The organism is Streptomyces sp. NPDC007162 (assembly GCF_040634175.1).
Classification (GTDB): Bacteria; Actinomycetota; Actinomycetes; order Streptomycetales; family Streptomycetaceae; genus Streptomyces.
The window spans coordinates 1-20,982 of the sequence record NZ_JBEYFC010000058.1; the positions used below are offsets into that span (position 1 = coordinate 1).

Annotated in this window: 23 protein-coding genes; 12 read left to right on the plus strand and 11 right to left on the minus strand. The window is 71.5% G+C overall.

What is annotated here, in order from left to right:
• Window positions 1–106: 106 nt before the first annotated feature.
• From ABZ646_RS09880 to ABZ646_RS09910, 7 genes are all read right to left on the minus strand, one after another.
• Window positions 107–439: a TcmI family type II polyketide cyclase gene (locus tag ABZ646_RS09880; protein WP_360515295.1), complete on the minus strand. Its 333-nt coding sequence runs from the start codon at window positions 437–439 to the stop codon at window positions 107–109.
• Window positions 440–469: 30 nt separating this feature from the next.
• On the minus strand, window positions 470–949 hold the full coding sequence (locus tag ABZ646_RS09885) for an SRPBCC family protein (RefSeq protein WP_360515298.1): 480 nt from the start codon (window positions 947–949) through the stop codon (window positions 470–472).
• 1 nt (window position 950) lies between these two features.
• Window positions 951–1,202 (minus strand): acyl carrier protein, encoded by a 252-nt coding sequence (locus ABZ646_RS09890; RefSeq protein ID WP_046728247.1) that lies wholly within the window; start codon window positions 1,200–1,202, stop codon window positions 951–953.
• A gap of 47 nt (window positions 1,203–1,249) precedes the next feature.
• Window positions 1,250–2,494: a ketosynthase chain-length factor gene (locus tag ABZ646_RS09895; protein ID WP_360515301.1), complete on the minus strand. Its 1,245-nt coding sequence runs from the start codon at window positions 2,492–2,494 to the stop codon at window positions 1,250–1,252.
• Entirely contained in the window at window positions 2,491–3,759 is a 1,269-nt protein-coding gene (locus tag ABZ646_RS09900) for a beta-ketoacyl-[acyl-carrier-protein] synthase family protein (protein ID WP_360515304.1), read from the minus strand. The genes ABZ646_RS09895 and ABZ646_RS09900 overlap by 4 nt, the downstream gene beginning before the upstream one ends.
• Window positions 3,756–4,169, minus strand: a complete 414-nt coding sequence (locus tag ABZ646_RS09905) for a cupin domain-containing protein (RefSeq protein WP_360515307.1) — start codon at window positions 4,167–4,169, stop codon at window positions 3,756–3,758. Before ABZ646_RS09905 ends, ABZ646_RS09900 begins: the two co-directional genes overlap by 4 nt.
• A 70-nt stretch (window positions 4,170–4,239) precedes the next feature.
• Window positions 4,240–5,301 (minus strand): SchA/CurD-like domain-containing protein, encoded by a 1,062-nt coding sequence (locus ABZ646_RS09910; RefSeq protein ID WP_360515310.1) that lies wholly within the window; start codon window positions 5,299–5,301, stop codon window positions 4,240–4,242.
• Window positions 5,302–5,513: 212 nt separating this feature from the next.
• Here ABZ646_RS09910 and ABZ646_RS09915 point away from each other — a divergent pair, with 212 nt between their 5' ends.
• Window positions 5,514–7,145 (plus strand): FAD-dependent monooxygenase, encoded by a 1,632-nt coding sequence (locus ABZ646_RS09915; RefSeq protein WP_360515313.1) that lies wholly within the window; start codon window positions 5,514–5,516, stop codon window positions 7,143–7,145.
• A gap of 100 nt (window positions 7,146–7,245) precedes the next feature.
• Here the strand turns inward: ABZ646_RS09915 and ABZ646_RS09920 are convergent, their stop codons facing one another.
• Entirely contained in the window at window positions 7,246–7,713 is a 468-nt protein-coding gene (locus ABZ646_RS09920; RefSeq protein ID WP_360515316.1) for an RDD family protein, read from the minus strand.
• 211 nt (window positions 7,714–7,924) lie between these two features.
• On the opposite strand from ABZ646_RS09920, the gene glnA reads away from it, so the two are divergent.
• The 4 genes from glnA to ABZ646_RS09940 all read left to right on the plus strand — a co-directional run bounded on the left by glnA (window position 7,925) and on the right by ABZ646_RS09940 (window position 11,338).
• Entirely contained in the window at window positions 7,925–9,334 is a 1,410-nt protein-coding gene (glnA, locus tag ABZ646_RS09925; protein ID WP_360515319.1) for a type I glutamate--ammonia ligase, read from the plus strand.
• A gap of 99 nt (window positions 9,335–9,433) precedes the next feature.
• The gene (locus tag ABZ646_RS09930; RefSeq protein WP_360515322.1) at window positions 9,434–9,691 is read left to right on the plus strand and encodes a hypothetical protein; all 258 of its coding nucleotides are present in this window, start codon (window positions 9,434–9,436) and stop codon (window positions 9,689–9,691) included.
• Between the two features lie 139 nt (window positions 9,692–9,830).
• Window positions 9,831–10,751 (plus strand): zinc metalloprotease HtpX, encoded by a 921-nt coding sequence (htpX, locus tag ABZ646_RS09935; protein ID WP_358970270.1) that lies wholly within the window; start codon window positions 9,831–9,833, stop codon window positions 10,749–10,751.
• A gap of 2 nt (window positions 10,752–10,753) precedes the next feature.
• Complete coding sequence (locus ABZ646_RS09940; protein WP_360515376.1) at window positions 10,754–11,338, plus strand: hypothetical protein; 585 nt, start codon at window positions 10,754–10,756, stop codon at window positions 11,336–11,338.
• Between the two features lie 18 nt (window positions 11,339–11,356).
• Here ABZ646_RS09940 and ABZ646_RS09945 read toward each other — a convergent pair whose 3' ends face one another.
• The 3 genes from ABZ646_RS09945 to ABZ646_RS09955 form a co-directional block, all read right to left on the minus strand.
• Window positions 11,357–11,641 (minus strand): hypothetical protein, encoded by a 285-nt coding sequence (locus tag ABZ646_RS09945; protein WP_360515326.1) that lies wholly within the window; start codon window positions 11,639–11,641, stop codon window positions 11,357–11,359.
• Window positions 11,642–11,891: 250 nt separating this feature from the next.
• The gene (locus tag ABZ646_RS09950; RefSeq protein WP_360515329.1) at window positions 11,892–13,232 is read right to left on the minus strand and encodes a DUF2252 domain-containing protein; all 1,341 of its coding nucleotides are present in this window, start codon (window positions 13,230–13,232) and stop codon (window positions 11,892–11,894) included.
• A 158-nt stretch (window positions 13,233–13,390) separates the two neighbouring features.
• Window positions 13,391–13,705 (minus strand): hypothetical protein, encoded by a 315-nt coding sequence (locus ABZ646_RS09955; protein WP_360515332.1) that lies wholly within the window; start codon window positions 13,703–13,705, stop codon window positions 13,391–13,393.
• 233 nt (window positions 13,706–13,938) lie between these two features.
• Here ABZ646_RS09955 and ABZ646_RS09960 point away from each other — a divergent pair, with 233 nt between their 5' ends.
• The 7 genes from ABZ646_RS09960 to ABZ646_RS09990 all read left to right on the plus strand — a co-directional run bounded on the left by ABZ646_RS09960 (window position 13,939) and on the right by ABZ646_RS09990 (window position 20,815).
• Window positions 13,939–14,307 carry an arsenate reductase family protein gene (locus ABZ646_RS09960; RefSeq protein WP_360515335.1) on the plus strand — a complete coding sequence of 123 codons (369 nt, stop codon included), beginning with the start codon at window positions 13,939–13,941 and terminating at the stop codon, window positions 14,305–14,307.
• A 120-nt stretch (window positions 14,308–14,427) separates the two neighbouring features.
• Window positions 14,428–15,147 carry a hypothetical protein gene (locus ABZ646_RS09965; protein ID WP_360515338.1) on the plus strand — a complete coding sequence of 240 codons (720 nt, stop codon included), beginning with the start codon at window positions 14,428–14,430 and terminating at the stop codon, window positions 15,145–15,147.
• A 223-nt stretch (window positions 15,148–15,370) separates the two neighbouring features.
• A complete protein-coding gene (glnII, locus tag ABZ646_RS09970; RefSeq protein ID WP_360515340.1) occupies window positions 15,371–16,402 on the plus strand; it encodes a glutamine synthetase in 1,032 nt (343 codons plus the stop codon).
• Between the two features lie 466 nt (window positions 16,403–16,868).
• Window positions 16,869–17,462 (plus strand): winged helix-turn-helix domain-containing protein, encoded by a 594-nt coding sequence (locus ABZ646_RS09975; RefSeq protein WP_360515343.1) that lies wholly within the window; start codon window positions 16,869–16,871, stop codon window positions 17,460–17,462.
• 223 nt (window positions 17,463–17,685) lie between these two features.
• Complete coding sequence (locus ABZ646_RS09980; protein ID WP_360515346.1) at window positions 17,686–18,696, plus strand: NAD-dependent epimerase/dehydratase family protein; 1,011 nt, start codon at window positions 17,686–17,688, stop codon at window positions 18,694–18,696.
• Between the two features lie 203 nt (window positions 18,697–18,899).
• A complete protein-coding gene (locus ABZ646_RS09985) occupies window positions 18,900–20,180 on the plus strand; it encodes a sensor domain-containing protein (protein ID WP_360515349.1) in 1,281 nt (426 codons plus the stop codon).
• A complete protein-coding gene (locus tag ABZ646_RS09990; protein WP_360515352.1) occupies window positions 20,165–20,815 on the plus strand; it encodes a response regulator transcription factor in 651 nt (216 codons plus the stop codon). The genes ABZ646_RS09985 and ABZ646_RS09990 overlap by 16 nt, the downstream gene beginning before the upstream one ends.
• The last annotated feature ends 167 nt before the right edge of the window (window positions 20,816–20,982 follow it).

Sequence of the window (20,982 nt, forward strand, 5' to 3'; positions counted from 1 at the left end):
GTAAGTGAGAGCGCGGCAGTGAGACTGTGGGGGATAAGCTCCATGGTCGAGAGGGTCTTCGGGCCCGCGTCTGACGTGGGCCCGGCACCGTCGGCTGGACGGCGGTTCAGGATCCGCCGTCGCGCTCCCAGAGGTAGAAGCGCTGCGCCATCGCGTCCTTCGGGGAGCGCCAGGTCTCCGGGTCGTACGCGCTGACGTACGCCGTGAGACGGTCGCTGACCTCCCTGAACTCGGGGTGCGCGGTGACCTTGGCGATGGCCGGTCCCGGCTCGCGCTCGGACTCGATGAGGTGCATGTACACATCACCGAACTGGAAGAGGCTGCGCCGGGTGACCCCGACGAGGTGCGGCAGCTCTCCCCGGTCGGACTCCGCGAACACCTTCGCGATGTCGGGTGCGGAGCCCGGGGCCATGCGGGCGACGATCAGGGCCTGGTGCACGTGTCTCTCCGTTCCTGTCTTGCGGCCGGCTCAGTCGGCGAGGGCCGGGTCGGGGCGCCGGCCGCTGGCCGCCTTCTCGATCTTGTCCCGGATCAGGGCCATCTGGACCTTGGAGTTCTTGTTGATGTTGTCGGTCATCCACTCGTCGTCGACGGGGGCCTCCGGCTTCATCGCGAAGTCCTGCGTCCACACCATCCGGGTGCCGGCCGGTACCTCCTCGTACCGCCAGTGGATGTCCATGTGGGCGAAGGGGCCGGTCTCGACGCGGCGGGCCTTGACGGTGAGGTTCGGGCGGTCGGTCTCGCGCTCGGAGACCCAGCTCCACACCTTGCCGTTGTCGTCGGGGTGCATGGTCAGCCGGAAGGTGACCTTGTTCCCCTCCTCCGCCAGGATCTCGGCGCTGGCGTACTCGCTGAACAGCTGCGGCCAGTTGGCCACGTCGTTGGTCATGTCCCAGACCAGGTCGACGGGGGCGGCGATGGTGATCTCGTTCTGGGTGTGTCCGGTCATGTCAGGCTCCCGCGGGCATGGCGCTGTTGACGAGGTCGAGGAACTGCCGGGGCGTCTTGCACCGCTCCGCGTCCACCGGCATGGGCACGCCGTGCCGGTTCTCCAGTTCGCCGACGATGCCGAGCAGGCCGAGCGAGTCGACTCCGAAGGCGTCGAAGCCGGTGTCGGCGCGGTCCTGCAGGTCGGCCGGGGAGACGGTGACGCCGGCGGCCTTCTTCATGAGTTCGGACAGTTCGTCCACGGTGATGCTCATAGGGAACTCCTCCTTACTACGCTGCCGGTCAGCAGCTGTTGTGCACGTCACCCGGATGCGCCGTGGCGCAGTACGAGTGCCGAGTTCGACCCCATGAGTCCCCGGCTGAGGACCAGCGCCGTGCGGGGGGCCGCGGCGCGGGCACTGCCGGTCACGAGGTCGAGGTCGTGGCAGATGTCGAAGACGCCCGGGGTCGGCGGGATCAGCCCGTGCTCCATGGCGAGCACCGCGGCGGCGGTGTCGAGGACGGGGGCCGCGCAGTAGCCGCGGCCGATCCCGGTCTTGGGCGCGGTGACCGGCACTCGCCTGCCGTGCGCGCCGAGGACGTCGGTGATGGCCAGCGCCTCCGCCCGGTCGGCCGCCGGTACGCCGAGGGCGTCGGCGAAGACCACGTCGACCTCCTCGGGTGCGCAGCCGGCCTCGGCGAGGGCGCCGCGGATCGCCTGGACGAGCCCGTCCCTGGACTCGGCCCAGCGGGAGGCGCCGGTGAAGGTCGACGCGTGCCCGTCGAGGGTGGCCCGCACCGGCAACCCGCGCCGGGCGGCCGAGCCGGTGTCCTCGATGACGAGCATGGCGCCGCCCTCGGCCGGCACGAACCCGCAGGCCTGTTCGGTGAACGGGCGGTAGGCGCGGGCCGGGTCGGTCTCCCGGCTGAGCTCCTCGTAGCCGAGCTGGCAGACCACCGAGTAGGGAGCTATCGGCGCCTCGGTGGAGCCGGCCACGATGACGTCCGTACCGCGCCGCACCGCGCGCGCGGCGTGCGCGAGGGCGTCCAGGCCGCCGGCCTCGTCGGCGGCGACCACCGAGCAGGGTCCCTTGAAGCCGCGCCGGATGGAGATCTGGCCGGTGCTGGCGGCGTAGAACCACGCGATGGACTGGTAGGGGCCGACGAACCGGCTGCCCTTGCCCCACAGCTGCTGGAGCTCGCGCTGGCCGAACTCGCCGCCGCCGGAGCCGGCCGCGGTGACCACGCCGACGTCGAACGGCGCGCCGTCGGTGTCGGCGCGGCCGAGGCGGGCGTCCTCCAGGGCGAGGTCGGCCGCGGCCATCGCGAAGTGGGTGAAGCGGTCGGTCTGGACGATGAGGCGTTCCTCGACGACGGCCGCCGGGTCGAAGCCGCGGACCTCTCCGGCGACCTTCATCGGCAGGTGCTCGCAGCCGTCGCGGGTCACCTTGTCGAGGACGTTGCGTCCCTCCTGGACGGATTTCCAGAAGGTGTCGGTGCTGGTTCCGTTGGGCGCGACGACACCGATGCCGGTGACCGCCGCCCGCCGAGGACGTGATCCGCTCATGGTGTCCTTCCTCTCGGCCGGGTCAGGATCACCGCGGACTGGAAGCCGCCGAACCCGCTGCCCACGGACAGGACGCCGCCCAGGCTGCGTTCGCGGGCGACCCGCGGCACGTAGTCGAGGTCGCACTCGGGATCGGGGGTCTCGTAGTTCGCGGTGGGCGGGACGACCTGGTGGGCCAGGGCGAGCACACAGGCGACGACCTCGATCGCGCCGATGGCGCCGAGCGAGTGGCCCACCATGGATTTGATGGAGCTCATGGGCGTGCTGTAGGCGTGCTGTCCGAGCGCCTTCTTCACGGCGGCGGTCTCGTGGCGGTCGTTCTGCCGGGTGCCGGAGCCGTGCGCGTTGACGTAGTCGATGGCGGTGGGGTCGAGGCGGGCGTGGTCGAGGGCGGTCTCGATGGCACGGGCCATCTCCAGGCCCTCGCTGGTGAGGCCGGTCATGTGGTAGGCGTTGCCGAAGGTGGCGTAGCCGTCGAGCCGGCAGTAGATGTGCGCGCCGCGGGCCTTGGCGTGCTCCTCCTCCTCCAGGACGAGCACCGCGCCGCCCTCGCCCATGACGAACCCGTCGCGGCGGTTGTCGAAGGGCCGGGAGGCGTGCTCGGGGTCGTCGTTGTTCGGGGAGGTGGCCTTGATCGCGTCGAAGCAGGCCATGGTGATGGGGGAGATCGGGGAGTCCGAGGCACCGGCGATGCAGATGTCGGCGCGGCCTTCCTGGACGGTGTGGAAGGCGTAGCCGACGGCGTCCAGGCCCGAGGTGCAGCCGGTGGAGACGGTCTGCACCGGACCCTGTGCGCCGAAACGTTCCGCCACGGCGGAGGCCAGGGTGCTCGGGGAGAACGCCCGGTGCAGCTGGGGCTGGGCCTGCCGGTGGTCCACGTCCCAGTGCCGGCCCGCCTCGCTCACCAGGACGTAGTCGTGCTCCAGACGGGTGGTGCCGCCGACGGCCGTGCCCAGGGAGACCCCGATCCGCCAGGGGTTCTCCCGGCCCAGGTCGAGACCGGAGTCCCGGACCGCCTCGTCACCGGCGACCAGGGCGAACTGTATGTAACGGTCCGCCCGCTCGACGTCCTCGGCGTCCAGGCCGTGCGCCACCGGGTCGAAGTCGCACTCGGCGGCGATCCGCGACCTGAGGCCGGAGGGGTCGAAGAAGGTGATGCCGCGCGTCGCGGTCCGGCCGGCGGCGAGCAAGTCCCAGAACGCCGGTACGCCCACACCCCCCGGAGCCACGATGCCTATGCCCGTAACCGCCACGCGCCGGGTCACGACCGGACCTGCCCCACGGCGACGGCTTCCGTCTGCTCGGTGTCGACGTGGCCCAGGGCCGGGCGCGGGGCCAGCGGACCGAGGTGGAAGACGATCCGCGCCTCGACGTTGCCGACGTTGCGGAAGCGGTGCTTCATGTTGATCGGGATCATCAGACCCTGCTCGGGACGCAGCGGGTGCGGCTCGCCGTCCAGGTCGACCTCCAGGTCGCCGCAGACGACGTACACGAACTCCTCGGAGTACGGGTGGTAGTGCTCGGCGATGCGGTCGCCCGGCTGCACGATGGCCACACCCATGAAACCGCTGGTGGAGCCGCAGGTGGCGGGGGTGAGCATGGCGCGCAGGTCGCCACCGCGCTTGGTGTTGGGCTCGACCTCGCTGAGGTCCACGATCTTCGGAATGGGCTTCATCACGTACTCCTCCGTGAATGTGATGCCGTGGTTGTGTCGCCGCGGTCTGCTGCGACGGTGGTGGGGACGGTCAGGCGGCCGGCGAGCGGCGGTCGGTGATCAGCCGCATCCGTACCGCGTCACCGTCCAGCAGGGCGGCCAGCGCAGGGGCGGGCGTGGTGTCCGGGACCGCGCCGGACCGGTGCTCGACCAGTCGTACGACGACGTCGTCGCGCTGGAAGATCGTGCTGTGCAGCACCGGGCTCGCCGGGTCCTCGGACGCGGCCTCGTCCTGCTGCGCGAGCACCTCCGCGAGCCGCATCCCGCAGCCCGGCCTGGCCGGGTAGTACAGCGCGTGCCGCTCGCCCTCGGCCGGCTCCTCGGCGCTGACGTGGTGCACGGCCGGCAGCGCCGCCCGGGTGAAGAACACCCGTGCGGACTCCTGGTCGTTGAGGTCGCGCTCCTGCTCCAGATAGGGGTTGATGGCCTCCTCGACGGCCCGCACCTCGGGCTGCCGGGCGACATGGCGCAGGGCGGCCAGCAGGTCGCCGCGCACCTCGATGGCCCGCACGACCCGGTTGCCGTGCATGAACAGGGAGGTACGGCACAGCCGGGTGGAGTCGTCGACCCTCGCCTGGGGCGAGGCGTAGTCCGCGAGGATCCTCGCGACCTCGGCCTCGCTGCCCGGCCGGACCGTGAAGGTGAGCGCGTGGCGGATCACGCCGTCGCCCATCCGCGGGTCGGCCTGCAGGACCCGCACGGCGTCCGCGGACGGCCCGCCGGTCTCGCGCACCACGTGGAAGCGCAGCGAACGGGTGTCGCGGACGCAGTTGTGCAGCGGCTTCACCATCTCCACGTGCTCCTCGCTGTTCACCCAGGCGAGGAACGGCGGGGCGCTCTCCCACTCGCTGGTGATCAGCCACTGCGAGGGGTTCTCGATGGACTGGCAGAGCTGGTCGCTGACGTGTCCTGGAACCTGTGCGACCTGGTTGCACAGCTGCTCGTAGGCCTCCAGGAACTCCTGCTGCGCGCCGTCGTTGACGTCCACCAGCAGGACGACCCGGAGCCGCGAGCCGTCGAAGACGGACTGGGAGACCCGTTTCGACACCGGGCGGGTCAGTTGTTCCGAAACCTGTTCCGAGATCGTCGTCATGCTTCGCACATCTCCTTCGCTGGGGCAGCGGCCTGCGCCTTCGCCGATGACGCGGCGTCAGCGCTTCTCGATCCTGTGCCGGTCCTCTGACGCGCGCGACTCGCGTGAACCAGGTGGGTGATTGCGCGCGCCGAACCCCTCCCGAAGGGGTCCGGATGGGGCATGGAAGTTCCATCGCACCTGACGCACAACACCCGCCCCTGGAGTGCCCGATGCACCAGAAAACCGATCACCAGGTCCCCGTCCTCGTGGTGGGCGGCTCCCTCGTGGGCCTGTCCATGTCCCTGTTCCTGGGCCGTCTAGGCGTACGCCACCTGCTCGTCGAACGGCACTCCGGGACCTCGGTCCATCCACGCGGCCGCGGCAACAACGTGCGGACGATGGAGCTGTTCCGGAAGGCCGGCATCGAGCCCGACATCAAGGCGGCGGCCTCGCTCCTCGCGGACAACCACGGCATCCTGCAGGCCCCGACGCTGGTCGGCGACGCCGGCGAGTGGCTGTTCAAGGAGATCGACCCGGGGGGCGGACTCGCCAGGTTCAGCCCGACCGGCTGGTGCCTGTGCAGCCAGAACGACCTGGAGCCGGTACTCCGCCGGGCGGCCGAATCACTCACCGGCGACCTGCGCTACTTCCACGAGCTGGAGTCCTTCGAACAGGACCCCGAAGGAGTGACGGCGTACGTCCGCGACCGTGACTCCGACCGGATGTACACCGTCCGCGCGGACTACCTGGTCGCCGCCGACGGCCCGCGCAGCCCGGTCCGCGGCCGGCTCGGCATCGGCCAGACGGGCCCCGGCGACCTGTTCGCGAACGTCAGCATCACCTTCCGCTCCAAGCTGCTCGCCGACACCGTCGGGGACCGCCGCTTCATCTGCTGCTACCTCACCGACCCGGAGGCCGACGGCGCCCTCCTGCCCGTCGACAACAAGGAGCGCTGGGTCTTCCACGCCCCCTGGCACCCCGAACGCGGCGAGACCCTCGACGAGTTCACCGAGGAACGCCTCACCCGGCACATCCGCCGCGCGGTCGGCGTCCCCGACCTCGACGTCGAGATCACCGGCCGGGCGTCCTGGCGGGCGGCCGAACGGGTCGCGGAACGCTACGCGGACCGGCGGGTCCTGCTCGCCGGCGACTCCGCGCACGAGATGTCCCCGACCGGCGCCTTCGGCTCCAACACCGGCATCCAGGACGCCCACAACCTGGCCTGGAAGCTGGCGGCCGTCCTGGACGGCTGGGCGGGCCCCGGACTCCTGGACTCGTACGACGCCGAGCGCCGTCCGGTCGCCCTGGCCACCAGCGCCCGCGCCTCCGCCCGCTCGGTGGAGCACAGCCACCCGGGCTTCGCACCGGCCCCCGGGATCGGCGCCGACCGGCGCGGCGGCATCCTCAACATCGTCCTCGGCTACCGGTACCCGAAGGGGGCGGTCGTCGGGGCCGACCCGGACCAGCCGCTCGTACCCGATGGGATGAACCTGACGGGGCAGCCGGGCAGCCGGGCCCCGCACCTGTGGCTGCGCCGGGCCGGCGAACGCATCTCCACGCTCGACCTGTACGAGCGGTCACTGGTGCTGCTCAGCGCCCCGGATTCGCCCTGGCACCTGGCGGCCCGCCGGATCGCGGACACGGAGCGGGTACGACTGGAGGCGTACGGGATCGGCGCCGCCGGCGAGCTGGTCCCGGACGCGGAGGGCACCGACTGGGCGAAGGCCCACGGCACGACGGCGGGCGGGGCGGTGCTGGTGCGCCCGGACGGGTTCGTGGCGTGGCGGTCGGAGTCCGCGGCGCACGGGGACGCGGAAGCGGAGCTGCGGGAGGTACTGCGGAGGGTACTGCGGACCCGGTGACCTTCCGGGGCAGTGGTAGTAGGGGGGGTCGGCACAGCGCCCCGTCAGGGGTGCTGAGGGGTCCCCCGCCGAAGGCTGGGAGGGCCGAACCCGCCGCGCCTCAGATACGGACTTCCACCGTCTTCGCCAGACGGTCGTGCAACCCCCTGCCGTCCCGGTCCCACACCAGGGCCGGGATCGCCAGGCACAACAGGACCGTGCGGGCCAGGGCGCGCAGCGGCTGCACCCGTCCGGTCTCCACCCCGACCACCCGCAGCCCGAACAGCCGCTTACCCGGCGTGAAGCCGATCGTGCCGACGGTGAGGACGCCCAGGACGAGGAAGACGAGCAGCGCCCAGTTGCTGGTGGCCGGGGTGTAGCCCTTGGTGATCAGGCCGTATGCGATCAGGACGCACAGCCCCCAGTCCACGAGCAGCGCACCGAGCCGCCGGCCGGGGCGGGCGACGGAGCCCGGCCCGTGCTCCGGCAGACCGAGCTGCTCACCCCGGTACCCGAACTCCGCGCCCGCCTCTTCCAGGGCCGCGCGGGGTCCGGAGAGCCACGATCCGACTGCTTGCCTGTTGTCCACCCGTCAACGGTACTGCCCGGACGTCCGCGGGGGTCCGGGCGGGGTACCACGGGCTACGGTGGAAACGAGCCCGGTTAACTTCAGCGAAACAAATGGGTCACGCCCGAGAAACCACCCGTCCCTAGGGTCGGGGACAGCGTGTGCCACCGCACTGGCCGCACGAACGAACTACCACCCCGGCACGGGAACGGCCGGGAGTAGGAGGAGCTGGATGTTCCAGAACGCCGACGAGGCCAAGAAGTTCATCGCGGACGAGGACGTCAAGTTCATCGACGTCCGTTTCTGCGACCTGCCGGGCGTCATGCAGCACTTCACGCTGCCCGTCGAGGCGTTCGACCCGGACGAGGAGCTCGCCTTCGACGGATCGTCGATCCGTGGTTTCCAGGCGATCCACGAGTCCGACATGGCGCTGCGCGCGGACCTGTCGACCGCCCGGGTGGACTCCTTCCGCCGTGACAAGACGCTCAACATCAACTTCTTCATCCACGACCCGATCACGGGCGAGCAGTACTCCCGTGACCCGCGCAACGTGGCGAAGAAGGCCGAGGCCTACCTCGCGTCGACCGGTATCGCGGACACCGCGTACTTCGGTCCCGAGGCCGAGTTCTACGTCTTCGACAGCGTCCGTTTCGCCACCTCGGCGAACGAGAGCTTCTACCACATCGACTCCGAGGCCGGCGCCTGGAACACCGGCGCCCTCGAGGACAACCGTGGGTACAAGGTCCGCTACAAGGGCGGCTACTTCCCGGTCCCGCCGGTCGACCACTTCGCCGACCTGCGCGCCGAGATCTCCCTGGAGCTGGCCAAGTCCGGCCTCCAGGTCGAGCGCCAGCACCACGAGGTGGGCACCGCCGGCCAGGCCGAGATCAACTACAAGTTCAACACGCTGCTCGCCGCCGCGGACGACCTCCAGCTCTTCAAGTACATCGTGAAGAACGTGGCCTGGCGCAACGGCAAGACCGCGACCTTCATGCCGAAGCCGATCTTCGGCGACAACGGCTCGGGCATGCACGTGCACCAGTCGCTGTGGGCGGGCGGCGCCCCGCTGTTCTACGACGAGGCCGGTTACGCGGGCCTGTCGGACACCGCCCGCTACTACATCGGCGGCATCCTCAAGCACGCCCCGTCGCTGCTCGCGTTCACCAACCCGACGGTGAACTCGTACCACCGTCTGGTGCCGGGCTTCGAGGCCCCGATCAACCTGGTGTACTCGCAGCGCAACCGCTCCGCCGCGATGCGTATCCCGATCACGGGTTCGAACCCGAAGGCCAAGCGCGTCGAGTTCCGCGCGCCCGACTCCTCCGGCAACCCCTACCTGGCCTTCTCGGCCCTGCTCCTCGCGGGTCTGGACGGCATCAAGAACAAGATCGAGCCGGCCGAGCCGATCGACAAGGACCTCTACGAGCTGGCTCCCGAGGAGCACGCGAACGTCGCCCAGGTCCCGACCTCCCTCCCGGCCGTCCTCGACTCCCTGGAGCGCGACCACGAGTTCCTGCTCGCCGGTGACGTCTTCACGCCCGACCTGATCGAGACGTGGATCGACTTCAAGCGCACCAACGAGATCGCCCCGCTGCAGCTGCGTCCGCACCCGCACGAGTTCGAGCTGTACTTCGACGTGTGATCGACGCCTCCCCGGCGGCCGGCGCCCCCGTCCCTGTTTCTCAGGGCGGGGGCGCCGTCGTATCGTGCGGGGGTACTGGCGTTCGAGACGGGGGACGGGATGTCGCAACAGGACGACGAGGAGCGCGAGTTCGATCTTCGGTGGGCCGACCGGGCGGAGCAGAGGGAGCCGTCGGCGCGGGCCCGGATGCTGGCCGCCCGATGGAAGGAGAACCCGCCCGACCCGGCGCCGTTCCGGGCCGACCCCGGGCCGGTGGCGCCGCGGCGGTCGTCGTGGGTGTCGACGGTGATCGTCTTCGGCTGCGTGGCGGCGGTGATCGTCCTGCTGGGGTACGTACAGACGCGTTCGCCGTACTAGGAAGGGCCCCGGGGACGGCCGGGAGCCACCGATCCACAGGGAGCTTTTGCCGCCACTAGGGCCGTTCGGAACCTCCTCATTGCCCCCGGCAGGTGCACACTGGACAGCGGGACGAGTGCCTGACTGCGGGGTGGTGCACATGCAGAGCCGCTTCCGGAGCGACCGGCGGTTGACCGTGCGGATGACGGTCACGCTGTTCCTGCTCGGGTTGTTGTACGTGGTGTTCGTCGCCGCGTTGATCGTGCTGCTGAAGTCGTGGCTGCTGGTCGTCGTACTGGTGGGCGCGATGTTCGTGGCGCAGTTCTGGTACTCCGACCGGATCGCGATGTTCGCCATGCGCGGCCGGGTCGTGGAACGCGAGGAGTATCCGGAGCTGCACGCCGTGGTGGACCGGCTGTGCGCCATCGCCGACATGCCGAAGCCGGTGGTCGCCGTATCGGACATGGACATGCCCAACGCGTTCGCGACCGGCCGCAACCCCGATCACGCCGTCGTCTGCGTGACCACCGGGCTGCTGCGGCGGCTGGAGCCCGCCGAACTGGAGGGCGTGCTCGCACACGAGCTGTCCCACGTGGCGCACAAGGACGTCGCCGTGATCACGATCGCGTCGTTCCTGGGCGTGATCGCCGGGCTGATCGTGCGGTTCGCCTTCTACTCGCAGCTCTTCGGCGGCGGGCGCCGGGACCAGAACACCGCCGCCGTGTTCGCCGCCGTGATCGGGGTCTCCGCGGCCGTGTACGCGATCAGCTTCCTGCTGATCCGGGCGCTGTCCCGGTACCGGGAGCTGGCCGCCGACCGGGCCGCCGCCCACCTCACCGGCCGCCCCTCCGCCCTCGCCTCCGCGCTCACCAAGGTCTCCGGCGACATCGCCCGGATCCCGACCAAGGACCTGCGGACGGCCCAGGCCTTCAACGCGTTCTACTTCACCCCGGCGACCGGCAAGGAACCCGGCATCGAGCGCTTCTTCTCCACCCACCCGCCCCTGGAGCAGCGCCTCGAGCAGCTGGGGCGGATCTCGGCGGAGCTGGGTGAGGCGGCGACGCCCGGGAAGGCCGGGTGAGCATGGGGTTCCTGGACATCCTGCTCGGCCGCACGAAGCCCGTCGCACCCGATCTCGACCAGCTCTTCGCCCTGCCCTCGGCCGCCGTGACCCTGGAGGCGGCGGCCGGGTTCACGCCGACCGGCGGGGGCGCGGTGTGCTTCGCGACCGTGGAGGGCGCGGCCTTCGAACAGACCCACCGCGAGGTGCAGGCGCTGCTCGACGCGGACGCGGACCGCGGCGGGGTGCCGGTGGAGATGCGCCAGGACGACTACGGGTACTCCTGGCTGGTCTCGCAACGCTCCCCCGACCAGCTCGTACAGCTGGTCAACGACCTGCACGCGGTGAACAGTTCGATGGAGGTCAACGGCTTCGGCCCCCAACTCCTCTGCTCCCTGGCCTCCTTCACCGACTCCCGCGCCCGCCGCCTCGCCCTGGTCTACCTCTACAAGCGGGGCACCTTCTACCCCTTCGCCCCGCTGTCCAGCACCTCCCAGCGCCGGGACAGTGCCCTGGAGCTGCAGGTGAAGGCGGCGCTCGCGAACGACCTGCGGATCGAGCAGGATCTCAGCCGCTGGTTCCCCGTGTGGGGTGCCCCCGGCCTCTGAGCGGCCGGGGGGACCCGACTACCTGCCCTTGTCGCGCTGCTGGCGGCGGACCTCCAGGGGGCGTTCGCGACGGTAGCGGCGCTCCCACCTGGCCTGGCGGTCGCGGCGGGCCCGGTACGACTTGTAGTCCTCGGCCGTGCCCCCGCTCCCGCCGGACGAGCCGCCCGACGAGGGAGCCGAGGCCGAGTCCCGGCCGTAGCGGATGTACAGGAAGAGCAGGGCGACCGCGGCGAGCCACCAGTTGTGGTTGCCGAATCCGAGGACGACCAGGACGACGGTTCCGGAGAGGACGATGGTGCCCATGACGGGCCTCCGTGGCGTGGGTGTGTGAGCGGTTCGACGGACCCGACGGCACGCGGGGGACGGGCGGCCGTCCGTCGGTGTGCAGCAGAGTAGCCCCGAGTCACCGGGGCGCGGTGCCCGCTGCGGAAAGCGGAGGTGGCCGCCTCCGCAACGCGTGTCCAGCGTAGGCAGCCGGTCACCGGGCGTGCATCCCGTTTTCGTCGCGCACGTGCCGCGCTGGCTCGGGGCGGGGCGGGGCGGTGGGGTCGGCTCAGAGCCCGCGCGTCGCCGACAGGATCCCCGACGTGATGGCCGTCTCGAGGGCGGCGTGGTCGGCGGTGGTCCGGTCGGCGTAGGCGAGGGCGAAGTCGGTGATCGCCCGGTCGAAGGTGTCGCTGCCGCCGAGGTAGCCGGCGATGGCGATGCGGTCACCGGAACGGGCGTGGGCGCGGGCCAGCGTCGTACCGCACAGGGCGGCGTAGACGCCCAGTCCCGTCGGGTCCATGGCGGCGACCTCGATGGAGCCCTTCATGTCGCGCAGCTGGCGCCAGTAGAAGGCGCGGCCCTGGGGGCCGGTCATCCAGCCGAGGAAGATGTCCCCGGCGGCCTGGAGCAGCCGCTGCCCGGCGACCACGCGGTGCCCCTGGTGGGTGTGCGGGCCGCTCGGCAGGTACGGGGCGAGCACGGCCTCCCGGGCCTCCTTGATCTGCAGGAACAACGGGTCGTCGGCGTCGCGGCCGGCCAGCAGCACGACGAAGCAGCGGGTGCCGACGCTGCCGACGCCGACGACCTTGCGGGCCGCGTCGACGAACCGGTAGCGGTCCAGGAGGAGCCGGCGTTCCTCGGCGAGGGTGGAGCGGTAGTCGCTGAAGGCCTTGCGGAGGGTGGCCATGTCCGCGGCGCCCGCGGGTTCCAGCAGGGGCGGGTCCTTGATGATGCGGCGCTGTCCGCCGGTCACCTCGGTGAGCCTGCCGAGCGCCTGCAGGCTGGTGCGGCGCCTGGCCCGGCTGAGGCTGTCCTCGATCCGGCGCCGTCGGCGCGTGGAACGGACCAGGGAGGTGAGGCTGTCGGCGTCCACCCGCTCGTACCAGACGGCGAGTTCACCGAGTCCCGCCAGCCTCCGCACGGCGGTCCGGTAGGCGGTGACGGCCGCCTGCGTCGCGGTCCGTGCCTGCGGGTCGCTGTGGCCGTTCTCGCGGGCGGCGACGGCGACGGAGGCGGCGAGCCGTTTCACGTCCCATTCGAAGGGGCCGGGGAACGTCTCGTCGAAGTCGTTCAGGTCGAAGAGCAGGGCCCGCTCAGGTGAGGCGTAGACACCGAAGTTCAGCAGGTGGGCGTCGCCGCAGAGCTGCACGGTGAGCCCGGTGTGCGGCTGGGCGGCGAGGTCGGCGGCCATCACGGCGGCGGCACCGCGCAGGAACGCGAACGGGGAGGCGGCCATCCTCCCGTACCGGATGGGCAGCAGCTCGGGCAACCGGTCGCGGCCCTGGCGTTCCAGAACGGCGACGGGGTCGGGCCGGTCCACCGAGGGCAGCCACAGGGCCTGCCCGGACCGGGGGGCGCGCTTGCGGGCGGCCTTGCCGCGGGCGGCGCGGTCGGCGGGTGTGGACATCTGGCGCTCCCCTCGGTCGGCTGTCCTCTCCGTCACCTGCTGATCGCAGTGAAGAGCGTGCGGCGGGGCATGCGCATGCCGGACCCGGCGAACGGGTGACGCGGGCGCCGGGCGCCGGGCGCCGTGAAGAAGCGCTCACGGTGCCCGGCGCCTTCGGTTCAACGCGCGTAACGCATCAGCGCCCGCACCATGTGACACGTCGTGTCCGACGGCGGGTGGACTCCGATGCTCTCCGCCGTGCTCCGTATCGTCTCGTTCCGTGCCTGGTTCGGCACGTACACGCCGGAGTCGAGCAGGGCGATGGCGAGGCGCATGGCCTTGAGGCGGCGGTTGTGCGTGACGTACCAGTCGCGGGGCCGTCCGGCCGGCAGCGGGCGCTTCTCCACCGGCGCGTAGGGCGAGTCGAGCACGACGGCACGCTTCGCGGTGGACTGGGTCGGCAACGGCTTCGACTTCAGGGCGGCAGCGGGCACAGGCATCCTCCTGTCGCGGTCAGAGGGCCCCCGGACACTCCGGCGACTCTCTCGAACACTGCTCCCAGTGTACTGGCCGCCACTGACAACGGGACAGGTCGCAAGGGCGGTTGAACTTCCCTGTTGGGAACGGGTATTTCGGCTGTGGCGCGATGGACGCGAGAGGCCCGTACGACCGCCTCGGAAAATCGAACAGATCATGCCCGGGGCGGCGGCTCGCGTACGGTTTTCCCATGGAGATCTGGATCAACCCCGCGTGCTCGAAGTGCCGTAGCGCGATCAGCCTGCTCGACGCCGAGGGGGCCGACTACACCGTCCGCCGCTACCTGGAGGACGTACCCGGCGAGGACGAGATCAGGGCCGTGCTGGAGCGGCTCGGGCTCGAACCGTGGGACATCACCCGCACCCAGGAGGCGGAGGCCAAGGAGCTGGGCCTGAAGGACTGGGCGCGGGACGCGGGCTCGCGCGAGCGGTGGATCCACGCGCTCGCCGGGCATCCGCGGCTCATCCAGCGGCCGATCATCACGGCCGACGACGGCACGGCGGTCGTCGCCCGCACCGACGAGGCCGTACAGGAGGCCCTGGCCAGGGGCAAGAGCTGAACAGCACTCAGCTCCGATGTGACGCAGGTTACTTCGGCGACCCCCGTGACCGCTGAGCAACGACGTTCGATATCTCGTACCTAGCCACGTACGCTCCCCCACTTCCCTCAGGAGGCGCGCATGTCGCGTAGGAGAACCCTCGGAGCACAGAAGAAGATCGCGTTGCTGGTCGGTGCCGCGGCGGTCGCGGGCGGCGGGGCCTTCGCCCTGGCGACCACCTCGAACGCCGCGCAGGCCCCGCAGAACGCCAGGACGCTGTCGTCGGCCGCGGACTCGACCGTCTGCCAGGGACTGGCCACGGCCCTCGGCAACAACGAGAAGTTCATCGCCGGGCAGCAGGCGAACCCGGACGCCCAGTCGGCGGCCCGCATCGCCAACCGGCAGGCGGTCATCGCCCAGATCAAGGTCCAGCAGAAGGCGTCCGGTTGCGTCGTTGGGGAGTCGGCTCAGGGCTCCCAGGCGGCGAGCGGCGCGCAGCCGGGCCAGACCGCTCAGGCGGGCGGGACGGGTCAGACCGGCGGGACCGGGCAGGCGGGGCAGCAGACCGCGGCGCCCTCGCAGAGCGCGGCCACCGGCGGCGCGGCCGGCGCCGGTCAGCAGGTCTGCAAGGGATCGACCGTCACCCTGTCCGGCGAGGCCGGCGCGCCGGCCGCCTCCAGCAACCAGTTCCCGGCGGGGACCACGCTGAAGGTCACCAACCTGGACAACAACAAGTCCACGACGGTGAAGGTCACCTCCGTCTCGGGCAGTTGCGTCCTGCTCAACAACGCGGCCTTCGAACAGGTCAGGGAACCCGGCAAGTTCCTGATCCGGCGCGCGCTGATCGAGAAGGTCGGCTGACCGGGACCACGAGCCGAGACCGCCGGGCCGCCGGCTCTCACGGGGGGAGAGCCGGCGGCCCGTGAGCCGCACCACAGAACCCCCCGGTAACACGGGGTTCACACCCGGGCAATGATCGGGAAATCGCCTGTTGACAGGCTGCCGGGCAGACAGGCGGCGCCCCAGTGCCGTAGCGCCGCTGCACCCGCAAGTGCGCCCGACCCACCCCCGAAGGATGTGGCCCGTGACCTTCAAGGCTGAGTACATCTGGATCGACGGCACCCAGCCGACGGCCAAGCTGCGTTCGAAGACGAAGATCATCGCGGGCGCCCCCGCCGGTCTGGACGCGCTGCCGATCTGGGGTTTCGACGGGTCCTCCACGAACCAGGCCGAGGGGCACTCCTCGGACCGTGTACTGAAGCCGGTCTTCACCTGCCCGGACCCGATACGCGGCGGCGACGACATCCTCGTCCTGTGCGAGGTCCTGGACATCGACTTCACCCCGCACTCCTCCAACACGCGTGCCGCGCTGGTGGAGGTCGCGGAGAAGTTCGCCTCGCAGGAGCCGATCTTCGGCATCGAGCAGGAATACACCTTCTTCGACGGCGCGCGCCCGCTGGGCTTCCCCGAGGGCGGCTTCCCGGCCCCCCAGGGCGGCTACTACTGCGGTGTCGGCGCCGACGAGATCTTCGGCCGCGAGATCGTCGAGGCCCACCTGGAGAACTGCCTGAAGGCGGGGCTCGCGATCTCCGGCATCAACGCCGAGGTCATGCCCGGCCAGTGGGAGTTCCAGGTCGGCCCGGTCTCCCCGCTGGAGGTCTCCGACCACCTGTGGGTGGCCCGCTGGCTGCTCTACCGCACCGCCGAGGACTTCGGCGTCTCCGCCACCCTCGACCCGAAGCCGGTCAAGGGCGACTGGAACGGCGCCGGCGCGCACACCAACTTCTCCACCAAGGCGATGCGCGAGGGCTACGACGCGATCATCACCGCCTGCGAGTCGCTCGGTGAGGGCTCCAAGCCGCTCGACCACGTCAAGAACTACGGCGCCGGCATCGACGACCGCCTGACCGGTCTCCACGAGACCGCCCCGTGGGACAAGTACTCCTACGGCGTCTCCAACCGCGGTGCCTCGGTCCGCATCCCCTGGCAGGTCGAGAAGGACGGCAAGGGCTACATCGAGGACCGCCGTCCGAACGCCAACGTCGACCCGTACCTGGTGACCCGGCTGATCGTGGACACCTGCTGCTCCGCGCTGGAGAAGGCCGGCCAGGTCTGACCCGCGTCCGGCTCCTCGAAGGGGCGTCCACCGTTCTGCGGTGGGCGCCCCTTTCGGCTGCCCGCGGCCGCGTCGCCGCACTCGTGGCTGCCGAGTTGCTCACTCCGCTGACCTGGCACAAACGCCTGGCGGGGTGAGAGGGGCGGGGTCGGTGCCGGGTTCCGGAGGCGTCCAACCAGTGAGAGAAGGGTCCTGTTTCCGGGCTGTGTCTGCTTCAATATGCGCATGGTCGGCTTCCAGAACCACACCGCGACGGGTCGCCATGACCTCGAGCCGTTCTGGCCTTCCCGTCAGCACCACGACTTCGACCGGGTGTGTTGCCGCGTGATGAACGCGCGGGCCCTCTAAAGCCGTACACCCCGGCCTTCGGCCAGCGCGGAACGCAGTACGTCCCCGGCGCGCCCGACCACGAATCGCGGCCGTCGTCCCGACCGACGAACTCCTCGCGCGAAAGAGCTGACGTCTCATGGCGACCACTCGTTCCTTCTCCCCCGCTCCCGCCCTCGCCGCCTCCCCCGCTCCCCGGCACCGGCTGCGTGCCGTCGACCGGGACGAGGTGGTGGACATGGCGGACCTGCTGCCGCCCGGCGCCACCTGGCTGCCCGCGCCGCAGCACACCCTGCCCACCCTGCCGGGCCAGCCGCCGATGATCGGCTACCTGGTGCTGGTCCCGGCGGACCAGCAGCCGCCGTTCCTGCAGGTCGCGGTCCCGGACCGGCCGGTGGACACCGACGAGGCGCCGGGCACGGCCCCGGCCGCCCTCGGCGAGCCGCTCGTGACCGTCGACAGCGTGCAGCGCACCGCGCAGGTCGACGGGCGTGAACTCGACCTCACCTACCTGGAGTTCGAGCTGCTCGCCCATCTGGTCGCGCACCCGAACCGGGTGCACACCCGGGACCAGCTGGTCACCACGGTCTGGGGCTACGGCCATGTCGGCGACGGCCGCACGGTCGACGTCCACATCGCCCGCCTGCGCCGCAAGCTGGGCGCGGAACACCGCCGGGCGATCCAGACGGTCCGCCGCGTCGGCTACAAGTACACGCCCCCGACAGGCCGCTGAACCGTCGACCCCACGGCCCGGCGGCCCGACGGCGACCGACCCGACCGCTGACCCGACAGCCACCGGTCCGACCGACCGCCGGGCCGGTCACGGCCGGTGCGGTCGGGTGCCGGGGCGGGTGGGGCGGCGGCCCGGACCGATCGGGGCCGCCGTCGGCGCGGGGCGCTCTGCTCTCGGCAGATCGGCGTTCCGTGGGGTGGCGGGACCGGGCACGATCATCGGCATGAGACTTCTTGTGCTGGGTGGTTCGGAGTTCGTGGGGCGGGCCGTCGTCGAGGCGGCGCTCGGACGCGGCTGGGACGTGACCGTATTCAACCGGGGGCACCGGCAACCCCCGCCGGGTGTGCGGTCGCTGCGGGGCGACCGCACCGCACCCGGGGGCCTCGCCGCGCTCGCGGACGGCACCGAGTGGGACGCGGTCGTCGACACCTGGTCGGCCGCGCCCCGGGCGGTGCGGGAGACGGCGCGGCTGCTGCGGGGCCGCGCCGGGCGGTACGTGTACGTGTCGAGCTGCTCGGTCTACGAGTGGCCGCGCCCGGCCGGTCACACCGAGGACACGGCGGTGGTGAAGGGGGCCGCCGCGGACGCGGAGCAGACCGAGTACGCGCAGGACAAACGGGGCGGTGAGCTGGCCGCCGTCGAGTCCTTCGGCCCGGACGGCTCGGTCCTCGTCCGCGCCGGGCAGATCCTCGGGCCGTACGAGAACGTCGGCAGGCTGCCCTGGTGGCTGACCCGGATCGCGCGGGGCGGCCCGGTCCTCGCACCGGGCCCGCGTGACCTGGCCCTCCAGTACGTGGACGCGCGGGACCTCGCCGAGTGGACCCTCGGCGCGGTCGAGCGGGGCCTTTCCGGGCCGTACAACCTGGTCGGCCCGACCGGGCACACCACGATGGGCGAACTCCTCGAAACCTGCCGCCGGGTGACCGGCTCGGACGCCGAACTGCGCTGGACGGCACCGGAGTCGGTCCTGGCCGCCGGGATCGAGCCGTGGGTGCAGCTCCCGGTGTGGCTGCCGCCGGACAGCGAGATGTACGACTGCATGTACGGCATGGACATCTCCCGGGCCCTGGCGACGGGCCTGGTGTGCCGGCCCGCCGAGGAGACGGTGTCCGACACGTGGCGCTGGCTCCAGGGGATCGGTGGGGTGGCACCGGCGCGCGAGGACCGGCCGGCGGTGGGGCTGGACCCCGTCGTCGAGGCGCGGGTTCTCGGGGTTCCGGGGGACGGGGCGTGACGCGCATGCGGGTCGGCGGGGGCTGAGCGCGCCCGCGCGGCGGAGCCGGAGGTCCGGCACGGCCCCGCGCCCCTTCGGGGCGGTTCCGCTCGGGGCGCTTCCCTTCGAAGGCGTTCCGAGTCCCCGAGGTGTACCTGGCACCACCCCCTGAGAGGGGTTTCGGGCCAGTGACCGGGGTCCGTGGGGTCGGACAGACTGGCGCCATGACGACGAACACGAACAGCGGGGGCCTGCGCGAGCGGGCCCGGGAGGTGCTGCTCGCCGCCGTGCGGGGGCTGGCGCTGGCGCTGGTGATCCTGCCGGTCTCGATCCTCTGCTTCGTCCTGACCGCGGTCTCGGTCGCACTGGTCCCGATCGGCGTCGGCATCGTCACGACCCCCTGGATCCTGGGCGGGACGCGGCGGGTGGCGGACGTGCGGCGGCGGCTCGCGTACGAGTGGTGCGGGGTGCGGATCCGGTCGGCGTACCGGCCGCTCCCGGCCGACGCCAACCCGTGGGCCAGGACCTTCGGGATGCTGCGGGATCCGGGGACCTGGCGGGACGTGCTGTGGCTGTTCGTCGACATGACGGCCGGGTTCGTGACCGCGCTGCTGCCCGCGGTGCTGCTGTTCTACCCGTTCGAGGGGTTCGCGGTGGCCGCCGGGCTGTGGCGGGTGCTCACCCTCGACGGCACCTACTGGTACGGCTTCGTGCCGGTCACCGACCAGGCCACCGCGTTCGGCGCCGCGGCCACCGCCGCCGTGCTGCTGGTCGGTGCCTGGTACCTGTGCCCGCGACTGCTCGTCGCCCACTTCCGGCTGAGCCGCGCGGTCCTCGACCCCGGTGGCGGCGAACTCGTCGAGCGGGTACGGGTGCTGACGGAGACCCGGAAGGACGCCGTGGACACCTCGGCGGCCGAGCTGCGCCGTATCGAACGGGATCTGCACGACGGGGCGCAGGCCCGGCTGGTCGCCATGGGCATGGACCTCGGGACCGTCGAGATGCTGCTCGACAAGGATCCGGTGCAGGCGCGGGAGCTGCTCGCGCGGACCCGGCGGGCCTCCGTCGAGGCCCTGGGCGAGTTGCGGGACCTGGTCCGGGGCATCCATCCGCCGGTGCTGGCCGAGCGCGGTCTCGGGGACGCCGTGCGGGCGCTGGCGCTGCGGCTGCCGGTGCCGACGGAGGTGACCGTGGAGCTGCGGGGACGGGCGGACGCGCCGGTGGAGTCGGCCGCGTACTTCGCGGTGAGCGAGGTGCTGACCAACGCGGTCAAGCACTCCGGTGCCGACCGGATCTGGGTGGACCTGCATCACGTGGCGGACGGCGGCGGCATGCTGCGGATCTCGGTCACGGACCACGGCAGGGGCGGAGCGGTGGTCGGCGCGGGCTCGGGTCTTGCCGGGGTGGAGCGGCGACTGGGTACATTCGACGGCGTCCTGGCCGTCAGCAGCCCCGCAGGCGGCCCCACCATGGTCACCATGGAGATTCCGTGCGCGTTGTCCTAGCCGAGGACCTGTTCCTGCTGCGCGACGGACTGGTCCGGCTGCTGGAGGCCTACGGCTTCGAGATCGCCGCCGCCGTCGAGTCGGGCCCCGAACTCGCCCGTGCTCTGGCCGAGTCGGAACCGGACGTGGCCGTGGTGGACGTACGACTGCCGCCCACGCACACCGACGAGGGGCTGCAGTGCGCGCTCAGGGCCCGGCAGGACCGGCCGGGGCTGCCGGTGCTCGTGCTCTCCCAGCACGTGGAGCAGCTGTACGCGCGGGAGCTGCTGGCCGACGGCAGCGGCGGGATCGGGTACCTGCTGAAGGACCGGGTGTTCGACGCGGAGCAGTTCGTGGACGCCGTACGGCGGGTCGCGGCGGGCGGTACGGCCATGGATCCTCAGGTGATCCAGCAGCTGCTGGCCCGGCGGGCCGACGACCGGCCGCTGGGCCGCTTGACACCGCGCGAGCTGGAGGTGCTGGAGCTGATGGCGCAGGGCCGCTCGAACGCGGCGATCGCCGGGCAGCTCGTCGTCACGGAACGGGCCATCGCCAAACACACCTCCAACATCTTCGCCAAACTGGGACTCGAGGTGTCGGACGATGACAATCGGCGCGTCCTGGCGGTGCTGGCCCACCTCGACCGCGACCGCTGATTTCCCCGGAACTTCCGCAGCTCAAACGGCTGTTGTGCCCCAAGTGCGTAACAAATCTCTGATGAATTTGTGAGGCGGCTGAACACCTCTGAGATGAGGTGCGTATGAGAGGGCGCCGCTTCACTCCTGTCGGGCGCCTCGATGCCGCCCCGCAAGGAAGGTCTGAG

What these genes read in the sequence shown, in the direction of transcription:
- glnA (WP_360515319.1), top strand. Translation starts at nt 7,925, where the DNA reads ATGTTCCAGAACGCCGACGAGGCCAAGAAGTTCATCGCGGACGAGGAC.
- htpX (WP_358970270.1), top strand. Translation starts at nt 9,831, where the DNA reads ATGCAGAGCCGCTTCCGGAGCGACCGGCGGTTGACCGTGCGGATGACG.
- ABZ646_RS09910 (WP_360515310.1), bottom strand. Translation starts at nt 5,301, where the DNA reads ATGACGACGATCTCGGAACAGGTTTCGGAACAACTGACCCGCCCGGTG.
- ABZ646_RS09985 (WP_360515349.1), top strand. Translation starts at nt 18,900, where the DNA reads ATGACGACGAACACGAACAGCGGGGGCCTGCGCGAGCGGGCCCGGGAG.
- ABZ646_RS09945 (WP_360515326.1), bottom strand. Translation starts at nt 11,641, where the DNA reads ATGGGCACCATCGTCCTCTCCGGAACCGTCGTCCTGGTCGTCCTCGGA.
- ABZ646_RS09965 (WP_360515338.1), top strand. Translation starts at nt 14,428, where the DNA reads ATGTCGCGTAGGAGAACCCTCGGAGCACAGAAGAAGATCGCGTTGCTG.
- ABZ646_RS09960 (WP_360515335.1), top strand. Translation starts at nt 13,939, where the DNA reads ATGGAGATCTGGATCAACCCCGCGTGCTCGAAGTGCCGTAGCGCGATC.
- ABZ646_RS09895 (WP_360515301.1), bottom strand. Translation starts at nt 2,494, where the DNA reads ATGAGCGGATCACGTCCTCGGCGGGCGGCGGTCACCGGCATCGGTGTC.
- ABZ646_RS09975 (WP_360515343.1), top strand. Translation starts at nt 16,869, where the DNA reads ATGGCGACCACTCGTTCCTTCTCCCCCGCTCCCGCCCTCGCCGCCTCC.
- ABZ646_RS09950 (WP_360515329.1), bottom strand. Translation starts at nt 13,232, where the DNA reads ATGTCCACACCCGCCGACCGCGCCGCCCGCGGCAAGGCCGCCCGCAAG.
- ABZ646_RS09915 (WP_360515313.1), top strand. Translation starts at nt 5,514, where the DNA reads ATGCACCAGAAAACCGATCACCAGGTCCCCGTCCTCGTGGTGGGCGGC.
- ABZ646_RS09980 (WP_360515346.1), top strand. Translation starts at nt 17,686, where the DNA reads ATGAGACTTCTTGTGCTGGGTGGTTCGGAGTTCGTGGGGCGGGCCGTC.
- ABZ646_RS09885 (WP_360515298.1), bottom strand. Translation starts at nt 949, where the DNA reads ATGACCGGACACACCCAGAACGAGATCACCATCGCCGCCCCCGTCGAC.
- ABZ646_RS09930 (WP_360515322.1), top strand. Translation starts at nt 9,434, where the DNA reads ATGTCGCAACAGGACGACGAGGAGCGCGAGTTCGATCTTCGGTGGGCC.
- ABZ646_RS09940 (WP_360515376.1), top strand. Translation starts at nt 10,754, where the DNA reads ATGGGGTTCCTGGACATCCTGCTCGGCCGCACGAAGCCCGTCGCACCC.
- ABZ646_RS09905 (WP_360515307.1), bottom strand. Translation starts at nt 4,169, where the DNA reads ATGAAGCCCATTCCGAAGATCGTGGACCTCAGCGAGGTCGAGCCCAAC.
- ABZ646_RS09890 (WP_046728247.1), bottom strand. Translation starts at nt 1,202, where the DNA reads ATGAGCATCACCGTGGACGAACTGTCCGAACTCATGAAGAAGGCCGCC.